Raw genomic sequence first — 12753 nt, forward strand, 5'->3', positions numbered from 1 at the left:
CGGCATCGATGCGCCTTGTTCCCCAATCGTATTCCGGAACGTCGGTTCAAGAGTTGATCCGGATCACTCAATCGGCAGTTATTCGGCGGAAGATGCATCATGCGGCCGGGCGGGTCGCGGCTGGAGTCCCGGCGGGCCTGGGCGATATTGATCGTTAGGACTTGCCGGGCCGGGCGAAAAGCCGCGCGTTGTTCGCAATGCCGCAAGCGATGAGGGAAGTGGTCGGGGTGACTGGATTCGAACCAGCGACTCCTGCCTCCCGAAGCCAAGTGCTATGTAAGTATGTTGAAGTCTACCAGTAGGCGCTAAGTGCTGTCAAATGGCGTTTTCAGGGGTTCGTCGGCTTGAAACGCGATGTAAATTGAGGCACAGTTGTGCCCAATATGTATAGATTAAAAAGTATTTAAATTTTGACTCCTGCCCACGTTTTTTTGCTGATTCCAGGGTATTTCGGGGCAATCAGGTTCCGGAGCCCGCGTGTCTGATGCCGTAGCTCGCCTAATGGTCCTCATGGGGGCGCCGGACGGCTCTCATCCGGACTGGCCTCAGGTGCGCCGCACCATGTCCCAGATTCTCGGCGATGTCGAGACCATCACGTCCCGGGTGACGGCCGCCCACTGGGTTGTGGCTCCTCTTAGGCAGATGGAAGCTCCGGCGCCGGCCAGCACCAGCGAGTCCCTTGGCGCCATGCCTAGCCGAGGTTGCATCACCCACTATCCGGTTTTTGCCGCGTTGGCCACACAGCCGATTGTGCCGCAGGCGGATGCCGCTCGAAAATTGCAGGCGCTGTATCTGGTTTCAATTGCGTTGCGTGAGTACCACATCGTCAACGAAGGGTATGGGCCTCCGGTGGGCAGTGCCGAGCTCTCATGCAGGCGAATTGTGCGCGGCCGGTACTCGGATGAGCGTATCGGCGCGATCATCCGTCGTTCCTCGAGTCCGATCTCGTTGTGCAATCAACTGGAGAAGCTTCAGCGTTCCAAGCGCCCGCTTTCGGAATTTGACTTGAGCTTGGTAAGTGGGCTGTTACCCCTTCTGCGCGACGTTCGGGATGACCGGGACCTCCGCACAAGAAAAGGTGGTGGGCAAAGAAATCGCGAAATCGAGACTACTGTCCTGGATGCTGCCGATGATGACCCTACATCCCGAAAGCCAGCGCTGATACTAGAACGTCCGGACGAAGAAACCCGCGCCGAGCTGCAGGCGGAAGGGCTCCCTACTGAGTACGAAACGACCCGGGAGACCCTCTATGCCGAGATGCCCCCGTCACGCAACGAGAACTTCCCGGCTCGGCAGCTAAGCGAGCACCAGGCCCAGCAGCGCCTGATTCTGAGGGCTCGCGCGTACAAGACGAACCAGCAGCAAGTTCCCAATCGGCGTGAAATGCTCCACGAGCCGGCGCTGGCTCCTTTGCTGCACCCTAAGGGCCCTGTGTCGCCACCAAAGGGTTCTGACCTGGACTGGACGCTCGATACACTGCTTGGTTTCATGCTTCTGACGGGGTGCGAGGAAAAGGATCTGCACCATGTACGGGTCTGGAGCAAGCATTCACAGGTGCCGCGCCAGCCACCGGCGCTGGGGGTGGTACTGGAATATGTGGAGGAATATGCGGAGTTCATGATGCCTGTTGCACGCTTACCCGACTCCTGGCGACCCAATTCGGAGTATCGACACCATTTCAGACGGCCCGCCAATCGCTTTTATCTGAAAATTCCCACCCACCTGCCTATTGGAGAGCGGATTGTGAAGTTGGCCAGTCGGGTTCCCGAAGGCGGCCCGTTATGCGGGGACTCCCTTGGGCCGGCTGATGAACTGCCCAAGAAGCTGAAGGACCGGGTCTCCAAGCTCAACGATATCCACCACACCCATCTGACGCTCAATCGGATCAGTTTGTTCCTCTGGGGCGCGATCTACGCGCTCGATGGCGATATGGCCGAAGCGCTGCTGCTCAGCCGCCGTCATCGTCGCTCGAACGATTCGCGGCTCTATTACTACTCGACTCAGAGCGACCATCTACGAAACCAATATGCGAGAGTTTGGGGCGCCAAATCAAAACGGCCGTCGTCGAACGATAGGCGGCATGCCGTGCTGAAGGTTATAAATCCGGACATCGGTTCGGCAGCGGTTCCGTATCGCGACAGCATCAGCGACCTCGTACGGTTAATGAAGGAGCGCATTTCCGTCCTCATGGCGGGGCGCGGGCGGCGTACAGCCTCTCGCTGGATCGAAATACACAATGCGATGACTGCCTACGTCATACGCCAGATTCAGTGGATGACGGGAATTCGCGCGGTCCGCGACCCGATCGAGCTGCCGCTGTACGCCGCGCGCTCAGGATTCCTGGGCGTGATCGACAAGGATTCCAACGACGAGTACGGGGCTCGTGTCGTCTGGCTGATTGAGCCGGTCCAGCAGCAGATTGAAACCTACCTGCAATACGTCGACTCCGCGACGCGCTCTATCTTCGGGGAGGTGAATCGCGAAGCCGCATTCCGCTTCATTGGAGAGGGGCCGGCGATTCTGCAAGTCAATCAGCGGCGGCTCGAGCAGCACTTGCCCGACTACCCGTTCGCGGCGAACTCCCACCGTCACTATCTGAGAACCCGGCTTCGTGAGAAGGAAGTCGATGGCGGGGTTGTCGACGCCTGGATGGGGCATGGGGGCATTGGCGCTGAACCCTACGCCCGGCACAGTGCAATGTCACCAATGGTGATGCAGGAGGGGACCGAGGCAGCCCTCAACTCGATTTGGGAAGAACTCGGATGGGAAGTGTTGCCGGGGAGCCAGCATTGAAAAGAAGCTCTGAAGAGCGCCGGCAGTCGCGTCTACAGGACGAGCAGCGCGCCCTTTCGACAGTAGAGCATTTACTGGGGAAGGTTGCCCCGGGTCTCGTCGCCAAACGGGCAGGGGCGGGACTGTCGCGAAAGGATTCCGAATCCTTGGTGAAACAAGTCGAGCCGGCCATCGAGCCGCGGCACTGGAAGGCCGCCCGCAAGCACCTGAGAAAACGTCTTAAGGATCTTGAGGCCGCCACGGGCGGCTCAGTCTGTCTGCCGCCGCCGGCTACCTACATCAAACGCGACAAATCCCCGCTCGCGGGCGATGCAATGACCCTGGTCAGTGAGCTGGAAGTGTTGATCGAACGATTCCTGGTCGATGTGAGGGAAAACCTGGATGCGCCCATACATCCGGTGACTATCGAACGGAAGCTGACTGAAAAGGAATCCAAGAAGAAGGATAAAAAGAGAGCTAAGGAGCAAAGGAACTCTGAGGAGCAAAAGGAAGCTGAGCGGAAAAAAGCCGAGAAGCAGAAAGCCAAGAGAGAGCACAACCATCGCTTGCGTACTCTGGGGCGAATTGTATTCTCGGCGATTGTCAACGGCGGTCTCCTGAACCAGAGCCTCTACCGGAAACTCCTCCCCGAACTCTGTGATGGACTTCACGCGCATAAGGAGCTGGCCTGGGTTTCGTTTCCGCTCGATGACCGTGATCCCGATGACCATGACGATGATGACGAGGAGCCAGCCGGGGAGGGCATCGACTTTGATGCGCCGGTCCGGCGCTGGTTTCTGGACCCCGTGACGCTGGGGCTCGTCACTCGCTGGCATTCCGCATATTCCGGGGATGAGCGGCGCGAAGTCACTGCGCGCACCAAAGTACAGAACGCCCTGGGTCACTATGTGAAGTATCTCAGAACGCTCCCGATAACAGGTGCGGAACTGCGAACTGCGGCTGTAACCAACCCCAGAGAGCTCTTAAGGGCAGCCACTGCACGAACGTCGCTATATTTGCCCCCCGTGCTGGTCAATTTCCTCAGATCGACCAGCAGTGGCCAGTCCATGAGCGAGCGAACCTGGTGGCGTTACCAGTTCGATTTGATCGTCGATACGCCCGATCCATTGGAGGAAGTTTCGGACGCCACAGCCGGTTTGGCGACAACCGAACCCGAAGAGCCCGAGTTCAAGGGCGACAAGGCGGCTTTTTTCCAGCGTCAGGAAGACCTGATCAAGGTTCTGCACAAAACTCTGGGTGAGCCCGGAAACCTGAAAAAGGCGGACAAGAATGGCCCGGCCGTAAAGCGCATCGAGGCGGTGCTCGAGAAGCGGGAAGAGGATATGGCGCCCCTGCTGCACGCTTTCTACAGCTGGATCCTCTGGAAGCTGAAGCAACCATCCAAAAAGCAGGGACGCATTCGGTGCTCGTCCGCTCGCCGGTACACCAGCCGACTCGGCCAGGCGCTGATTGCCCTGGGGGCCGAATTGTCCATGGAAGGCATGGGCCCCGCGGACTGGGAGAGCTTCTATGACGAGGTTATCGAAAGCCTCGATTCCGCAATTGATCGAACCAAGGCAATTGGCAACCTGAGAGACTTTCACCGCTTCCTGATGATCACTTTCGATGCTCCGCCGGCCGCTATAGACGGCGAGGTCGATGCCGCCGCCCGCACCCGTTCTACGCTGATATCGAGGGATGACTACAGGCGGCTGATGCAGGCCCTTTCCGGGGACGGAAAGCCCGGTCACCAGACGCAAGTGCTGAGGATCATCTCCATGCTGATGTTTCGGGCTGGTCTCAGGCCCAATGAACTGATCGGGCTGGAGTATCGCCATATTCAGGGGGCGGCACGCGACCGGCTCAAGCAAGGATTAGCGGAGCCGATCCTCTGTTTGCACGCGACATCCAGCGAAGTCTTGAAAACACCCTCCGGCGTGCGCCAAATTCCCCTGTCTTGGTTTCTGACGCCCAAAGAAATGGAGGAATTTCAAGCGTTCCTCTACGCCAGGTTGTCCGTATACAGGGACTCGAACCTGCGGAGCGCCATCATTCTTACGCCCAGCCAGGGCGTCAACACGCGAATATCCTCCAGGGAGTACTTCGGAACGCTAACGGAACTGTTGCGGGAGATCACGGGTGACCCGGCGGTTGTGGCTTACACACTCCGCCACGGCTGCTTTTCGAAGATCTTCCGCAACGTGCTCGAGCCGCGTCGCAGGCACCAAAATCCGTTCTCCAGGAATGGCCTCATGCCACGAGAAGCAATTTACGCCCTGAGTACGCTCGCCGGCCACCTTGACCCGGATATTACGCTGCAGTCCTACGTCCACACCCAGGATATCGTGTGCCACCTTCATCTCCGGGAACAACTCAGAAATCTACCGCTAGGATTATGGGCCGCTCTGGAAGGACGAAAGGAAACTTCCCTGCATCAGCGGCGCGCGAGACACGCGGTCGGCGCTTCGGAAGCCAGCGAAGACGCCGAATTTGACCAGATGCACGATTCGACCAAAAGACTGATCAAGCAACTGGATCCAGCTACACCCAAGGCAAGGGCCGGGCACAAGGTGCGCTTGCCAAGGTTCCAGGTTGAAGAGCCGACCTTGTTGGATCTCGATCTGGAGACGATTCATGCGCTGCTCTTCTCGCTCCAACGGAACCACACACCGGAAGCCCGAGCGCGTCTCTTCAACTTGCCCGAAGCGCAGATCCAGAACTTCAAGGACATGTGCCTCCGTCTGGCCGGCTACCGCACCGAGTCAACGTCGGGCATAAGGAATCTCCGGAACTTGAAGCCTAATATGAAGCCAAAGCGTCTGCCTGACCTTTACCGTCGCGCCCAACCCGGCGATTTCGGACCCGCACCGCCTCATCACTCGCGAGAGGAGATGGGTGAGGCAAATCGAATCTATCGGCTGCTGGCCCGGCGGGCGCGTGAAATGAATCTGGAACATACACGAGTCATCGAGGAGATCATCAAGCCCGTCCGGGATCTCCTTCTGGCACACTCCGGCAGCGAAGCGGTCATCAGGGCAGTCAGCACCGATGGGTTCGCAGGTGCAATTCAGACGATCAGGAGTCTCCGGATCCCGCCGGAGCGAATAGAAGTTGAGATCGAGGCGCTCCCGCGCGTAGACGAACCAACACCAGGGGAGCGGAGTCAGCGGCTCAGAAGGCTAGCCAGAAGCCGAAAATTGCGCGTCAATGAGGCCAGCCACGCGGTCACTCGCCGGTCTCAGGCCTATCCCGAATTTGGCATCGTAAAAATCCGCGTCCTCGCGCTTGCGGCACTTGGAGTGGGGGAGCTGCGCCGCCCGTCACGGGCAAACGTAGCCAACCGTGCAGGTTCTGGATGGCGGGTAGGCTGCTTCTATGGCATTGCGGCTATCTCCGCACTGTTGAAGGAGAAGCGCACTGACTAGCCGCGATCAACGACCTAGCGCACTGCCTCGCCATTGAATTCAGCGGTATATCTTTGACTGCTCATATCACTTCCTCCTATGCTCAATCTGGAATTCCCCCGATCCATAGACACTCCGGGCCCTCACGATGAGGCCCGCTCAAAGGCCTCGGGGCTGATCCCGCCGAGATGGCTGTGCCGGCGGGTTCGATTGTAGAACATCTCGATGTAATCGAAGATATCGGCGCGGGCCAGATCCCGTGTCTTGTACACGCGCTTTTTGATCCGCTCTTTCTTCAGGCTACTAAAAAACGGCTCGACAACGGCGTTGTCCCAGCAGTTGCCCCGCCGGCTCATGCTGGGCTCGAGATCATGCTCCCGACAGAACCGCAGCCAGTCGTCGCTGCCGTACTGAGTGCCTTGATCAGAGTGCACCTAAAAGGGGTTGCCCGGAGAGTGCCTGCTGTATTCTTGGCTCTTCCCGACTTCGTGTGGGCTGACCGGTTCGGATAGGCTACCGGCTGGCTCCGATTCGAGCCCAGTTTCATGCGCGACTGCGAGCTCTAGCGCCAGATTCTCGGCATTCAGGCGTCCTGGGATGTATCCGAGGTGAATGCCGACCTGCCGGGCACCAGCGTGACCGTCCACGTTCGCCACTTCGGCACGGATATGGCTTGCCCGAAGTGCGGGGTGGGGTCAGGGGAAATGTTCAAATTCTGTTCTCGTTGCCGCATCCGCTCAAATGGTGGGAAACCTGGCAATGGTGGGGCGCCTTATTCAGTATCAATTCGTTCCACTGGCTTCGACGCCCCGTGTGTTGTCCCGCGCAGTAAGCCCAACGAAATGATAGATAGTACACCGCACACGATCGCGACATCGGCAAGATTGAAGGCTGGCCAATGCCAGGATCGCCAAAAGAAATCAAGATAATCGATAACATGGCCGCGGAAGATTCGGTCGACTACATTGCTGGCCGCGCCCCCAAGAACAAGACTGTAGGCGATGCTTTCTCCTCTGGATCGGGTGTCGTAAATCAGTCTGGTCAGGATGATTGAGACAGCAATTGCGACAGCGGACAGGAAGTAGCGCTGCCAGCCTCCAGCGTTCGCGAGAAGGCCGAATGCTGCGCCAGTGTTCCATGTGTGCAACCAGCCAAAAAACGGGGTCACTAGGATGGATTCGCCATAAGTCATTGACTGTTGCACCATCCATTTAACAGCTTGGTCGAATGATGCCACTACGGCTGATATCAAGAAGGCGATAAACGGGGAAAACTTCGTGTCGTGGCTGAACATGAACTAGCTCCTTATCGCAAGTATGCGCCTAGCGCCGTTGAGCACAATGACGCCCGCGATGGATCCAATAACAAGGTCTGGATAGTTCGAGCCGGTCCACGCAACGAGGGCGCCGGCTGATATCACGCCCAAATTGATCACCACGTCATTGGCCGAAAATATCCAGCTTGCTTTCATATGCGCTGGTCCTTTTCGATGCTTGAATATCATTAGCAGGCAAATTGTATTGGCAATCAGCGCGACGAACGCGATTGCCATCATCACCAGTGATTCGGGCTCACTTCCGAATACAAAGCGTCTTGCCACTTCGGCGAGGACGCCCAAAGCCAAGATCAGTTGGAGTATGCCGGCCAAACGCGCTGCCCGTAGCTGCATCATCGCGCTGTGCCCAACCGCAAAGAGCGCAAGTCCATACACCGCCGCATCGGCAAAATTGTCCAGGGATTCGCCAATGAGGCCAGTGGATTGGGCGATTAGGCCGGCAGTCATTTCCACCACGAATAGAATTGCGTTGATGCCGAGCAACCAACGCAAGGTGCCGGATTCCTGTTCTGCAGCGCGCGCCGACGACTCGGTGGCCTCGATGGTCTTGGGATCCGCAGCGACGGTATTCTGAAGCGAGGCGCCCAGCCCCAAGCTGGCCAGCTTGGCAGTGATCGGTTCCACTTCGCCTTCATGGACGACCGCTAAACAGCGTTCCGACAAATCGAAAGACAGCGTCTCGATCTGATTGAACCCGTCAAGGGCGAGACGGATCATTCGCTCCTCTGAGGGACAATCCATCTTCGGAACGGAATAGGTGCTGACCCGCTTGTTGTTAGCCCCGGTTCGGACCTGAACAGTGTCTGCAGCGTCTGCTGAATCAACGCCGTGGGCGTCCTTATGGGATTCGGTCATGATGTTCTTTGGCCAGGTTCAGTGGATTGATTAGGTTTCGGAATCAAGTGACTTGGTTTCGGACTGCTGCTCGAACCGGGGTGGTGACACGTTCTTGAGCGTGCCAGCGCAAAAGCCGATCGCCCCGGCTATAGCGGCTGTTGCGCCGAGCTCACGACCTTCGGAGTGGCTCATGCGGGGTAGCAGTGTGGTCCGCTCGATTTCCGATCCGGTGCAACTCGGGCATGTCATCATCAAGCTTCCGTTTCCAGGCCTTCGGGTTGGGTGCCAACGCGGCAACGCCCGTCTTTACGCAGACGCATGCGTTGCACGAAGCGCATTAGGTCTCTTCTGAACTGCTCATCGGGATCTGGCAACGCATTCACCGAAGCCGTTAGCTTGTCCAGATGGGCAGGCTCTTTAACTAGGCGGTGATAGACCCAGCGCCCGTCCTTGTGCGCGGACAACAGGCCTGCTAGGCGCAAGATTTTCAGATGGCGTGAGAGCTTGTAGGCCGGTTCCTGGAGGCTGTCGACCAGTTCACACAAACAGGCTTCTTCGTCCGCTGTCGCCAGCAGACGGATAACGCGCAGCCGGGTGTCGTCGGCCAGGGCCTGGAAGAGGGTGGAAGGTTCAATTTGCACCACTTGCATAGTTGCACTATAATACAAATAAAGGCCGTCCTCAACATAAAGGACTGGATGCTGCGATCCTCGAAATAGCCGGGAAAAGGGAGGCAGTTCTTGGCCTGAATCGAGTGCGGCGCCGTCATTTATGGGTGTTGATGCAATGAGCTGTCGGAGATTTACATGCTGAAACCAGAAGTCGAGGTATTCCACCACGCCGACACCGGTACGTTCAGCTACGTTGTCCACGAGCCTGACGGGCGTGCTGCTGCGATCATCGACCCGGTCTTGGACTACGACCCTGCGGCAGCAAGCACCAACACTGAATCGGCCGACCAAATCGCTGCCTTCGTGAGCGCACGGAAGCTCGACGTGCTTTGGATCCTCGAAACACACGCCCATGCGGACCACGTCACCGCGGCTCCCTATCTCCAAAAGCGCCTGGGCGGATTGATCGGAATCAGTTCTGGCATCGCCAAGGTACAAGCCAAGTTCCGAGACGAACTGAACCTTGGCGCCGCATTGCCCACCGACGGCTCGCAATTTGACCGGCTGTTTGACGCCGGCGAGACATTCGACATCGGCACTATGAAGACTCGCGTTATCCCCACGCCCGGACACACCCCTGATAGCGTGAGCTACCTTGTCGGCGACGCAGTTTTTGTCGGTGATTCGCTGTTCATGCCTGATGCCGGCACCGCCCGCTGTGACTTTCCCGGCGGCGATGCCCGCCTGCTGTGGCAATCCACGCGCCGGCTGTTCGAGCTGCCCGACGTAACGCGGATGTTTGTATGTCATGACTATGGGCCGGGCGGCCGCGAGGTGCGCTTTGAAACCACGGTAGGCGAGCAGAAGAATTTCAATATCCATGTCGGCGGTGGCCGTAGCGAGGACGAATTCGTGGCGATGCGTACCAAACGAGATGCGGGGCTCGGCATGCCAAGGCTGATCCTGCCGGCGATCCAGATCAATATCCGTGCAGGCCATCCACCTGATCCGGAAGACAACGGGGTGTCGTACCTGAAAATTCCACTGAACCGGTTATGACCAGCTCTAGAATTGACGTACATTCTTTGCCAGCCTCGGAGTAGGCTAGAAGGATCGATGGCTCTTACTCCTTTAGAGTGGTTGCATAAGGAAACCGGGGATCCACGGCGCACTTGCAACGACTGTTGAAGCAGAAATCGCGATTCGACTGACTATCAACTCCGCCAGGGCGTACTGGATCGACCCCAAGCCGGTTCAGGTGTCGCAAAACTCAGAAGATCTGTCCGCACGGCTGATTGTGCCGGCCACGGGCAGTCGGGAAAAATACACTCGAAGGCTTCGGGGCCGAATTCAATGACGTTACGACTCACGCGCATTATCGCGCTAGCCGCCTGCCTGTGGCCCGCTGTTGTCCTGTCCCAGATCAACCCCGGAGATTTATTGCCGCTCGAGGAGGCCTTTGTTCTCGAAGCGAGCGCCGAGGGCCGCGATCTGGTGCTGCACTGGGAGATCGCCGACGGCTATTATCTCTACCGCCACGCTTTCTCGGTTGATTCGGCCGACGAAAGCATGATCTTGGGCCAGCCCGTAATTCCACCGGGCAAAGAAACGGTCGACGAGTTCTTTGGCCAGACCGAAACCTTCCGCGAATCGGTGACCGTGCGAGTGCCGTTGGAGACGATTCCCGATAGCGGTTGGGTTATCTCGCGCGTTGACTTCCAGGGCTGCGCCGACCTGGGCGTGTGTTACCCACCTCATCGCAAGACGGTTCGAGTGAAGGTGGCTGCCACCGATGTCGAACGCGAAGGGCGGCCTAACGGCGAGAACATACTGGGCGTGAGCGCACCCGAGGGCAACGCCCTGAGCGAGCTGCTGGGACACCAGCGCGAAGAAGCCCTTCCGGCCGTGGAAGCTTTCCAGGTCGAGGCGATTGCCGGCGGCCCCTCGTCCATCTTGGTGCGCGCGACTGCGCGTTCGGGCTATTATCTCTATCGCGAATCATTCGATTTTCGGATCGAAACGGACGATATGCTCGTCGCCGGATTCGACTTGCCCCCCGGAGAGGAAAAGACCGACGAGTACTTCGGCCGGACCCGCGTGTTCTTCGGCGAGGTCGAGTTCCCGTTGAGCCTGCAGCGTCACGATGACGGTCGTCCTCAAGAGATCACCCTGGTCGCGGAGTTTCAGGGCTGCCTCGAAGATGGCATCTGCTATCCACCGATGGAGCGCAACTTGGTCGTGAGCCTGCCGGCCGTGCCCGGCGGAACCGCGACGGCGTCAATGGAAGCAGCGGGCTCACGCGTCGAACCAGAACGGTCACACCCGGACATGGCCAAGACCGTTCCACCGGCTGGCAAGCCGGATGGGCTCGCTCGATTTATCGAGCAACAACCCTTGCCGCTGGCTATGGGCCTGTTCGTGTTGCTGGGGATCGGGCTGGCTTTTACGCCATGCGTGTTTCCCATGATTCCGATTCTTTCGGGCATCATTGCCGGCGAGGGCGGCGAGATCACGCGTGGCCGTGCATTCGGTCTCTCGTTCATTTTCGTTCTCGCCATGTCGCTGACCTATACAGCTGTGGGTGTGATCGCGGCGCTGGCCGGTTACAACCTGCAGGCGGTTTTCCAGAATCCCTGGGTGATCGGCTCCTTCGCCGCAATTTTCGTTGTGCTGGCTATGGCCATGTTTGGCTTCTACAATCTGCAGATGCCCACCTCGTGGCAGTCGCGCCTGAGCCAGATTAGTAGTCGCCAGTCCGGCGGCAACTTCATCGGTGCGGGCATCATGGGCTTCCTGTCGGCGCTGATCGTAGGTCCCTGCGTAACCGCCCCACTGATCGGAATCCTGATTTTTATATCTCAGACTGGAGACGCCGCGCTGGGCGGCGGCGTGCTGTTTGCACTGAGCATTGGCATGGGCTTACCGTTGCTGGCTATCGGCGTAGGTCTGGGCCATTGGCTGCCACGTGCTGGGGGCTGGATGGATGCAGTCAAATCGGTTTTCGGTGTTGGACTGCTCGCGCTGGCGATCTGGATGCTTCAGCGCGTAGTGCCGGGCGCAGTGATTATGTTGCTTTGGGGCGCGCTTAGCATCGGCAGCGGGGTCTACCTGGGCGCGCTTACGCAATTGGATCCCGATCTGGGCGGCTGGCGTAAAATCCGGCAGGCTCTGGGCGTGATGCTGCTGATTATGGGCACCGCACAGTTCGTTGGCGCGCTTTCGGGCGGAAGGGACTGGATACGCCCGCTCGATCACCTCATCGATGCCGGTGGCCCTGGCGGCACGGCAGCGATAGAAGCTCCAGTATTTCACAAGGTCGACACGCTTAGCCAGCTTCGCGCGGCGATCGCGGAATCCGATCGTCCTGTCTTCCTGGACTTCTACGCCGACTGGTGCGTGGATTGTGTGCGGATGGAGCAGCGCACCTTTTCCGACCCGGCTGTTGCCGACCGCATGGCCGATTTCACGCTGCTCAAAGCCGATATCACTGACTACAATGACGAGCATCAGGCCATGCTCCGGCACTTCGAGCTGATTGGACCGCCTGCTTATCTGTTCTTCATCGGTGGCGAGGAGCTGCCCCAGTACCGGATGTTCGGATTTCTGGGGCCGGAAGAATTCCTGACCCTGCTCGACGAGGTCAAAGGTTGAGGGGGCGGCGGCTTTCGGCCGACGAGGTTTCTCCGAAGCAGACTCGAGCTGCATCCCAATGTCGCCTGCCAATCGGTCTAGGGCGCGCCGTTTGGTTTGTTCGTAAGGCATTTGGACACTGAACGTATGGTTCACAGCACCT

At 58.5% G+C, this 12753-nt stretch carries 7 protein-coding genes and 1 pseudogene; 4 read left to right on the forward strand and 4 right to left on the reverse strand.

Features of this window, described 5'->3' with window-relative positions:
* Positions 1 to 561 precede the first annotated feature (561 nt).
* Positions 562 to 2793 carry a hypothetical protein gene (locus DZC52_RS11410; protein WP_147307676.1) on the forward strand — a complete coding sequence of 744 codons (2232 nt, stop codon included), beginning with the start codon at positions 562 to 564 and terminating at the stop codon, positions 2791 to 2793.
* 149 nt (positions 2794 to 2942) lie between these two features.
* Complete coding sequence (locus DZC52_RS11420; protein ID WP_147307677.1) at positions 2943 to 6197, forward strand: site-specific integrase; 3255 nt, start codon at positions 2943 to 2945, stop codon at positions 6195 to 6197.
* 122 nt (positions 6198 to 6319) lie between these two features.
* On the opposite strand, the pseudogene DZC52_RS11425 reads toward DZC52_RS11420, so the two are convergent.
* The 4 genes and pseudogenes from DZC52_RS11425 to DZC52_RS11440 form a co-directional block, all read right to left on the reverse strand.
* A pseudogene (locus DZC52_RS11425) lies at positions 6320 to 6610 on the reverse strand (IS3 family transposase); the annotation flags it as partial.
* 338 nt (positions 6611 to 6948) lie between these two features.
* Positions 6949 to 7470, reverse strand: coding sequence for a signal peptidase II (lspA, locus tag DZC52_RS11430; RefSeq protein WP_116651275.1), 522 nt, complete (start codon positions 7468 to 7470; stop codon positions 6949 to 6951).
* Between the two features lie 3 nt (positions 7471 to 7473).
* A complete protein-coding gene (locus tag DZC52_RS11435; protein WP_116651276.1) occupies positions 7474 to 8367 on the reverse strand; it encodes a cation efflux transmembrane domain-containing protein in 894 nt (297 codons plus the stop codon).
* Positions 8368 to 8600: 233 nt separating this feature from the next.
* On the reverse strand, positions 8601 to 9185 hold the full coding sequence (locus tag DZC52_RS11440; protein WP_220338350.1) for an ArsR/SmtB family transcription factor: 585 nt from the start codon (positions 9183 to 9185) through the stop codon (positions 8601 to 8603).
* Between DZC52_RS11440 and DZC52_RS11445 the strand changes: the two genes are divergently transcribed.
* Positions 9156 to 10019, forward strand: coding sequence for an MBL fold metallo-hydrolase (locus DZC52_RS11445; RefSeq protein WP_116651278.1), 864 nt, complete (start codon positions 9156 to 9158; stop codon positions 10017 to 10019). The two genes, DZC52_RS11440 and DZC52_RS11445, sit on opposite strands and share 30 nt — an antisense overlap.
* Before the next feature lie 294 nt (positions 10020 to 10313).
* Positions 10314 to 12611, forward strand: coding sequence for a protein-disulfide reductase DsbD (locus DZC52_RS11450; protein WP_116651279.1), 2298 nt, complete (start codon positions 10314 to 10316; stop codon positions 12609 to 12611).
* The last annotated feature ends 142 nt before the right edge of the window (positions 12612 to 12753 follow it).

The sequence above is a fragment of the Wenzhouxiangella sediminis genome, from assembly GCF_003410055.1.
GTDB classification, from domain to species: Bacteria; Pseudomonadota; Gammaproteobacteria; order Xanthomonadales; family Wenzhouxiangellaceae; genus Wenzhouxiangella; species Wenzhouxiangella sediminis.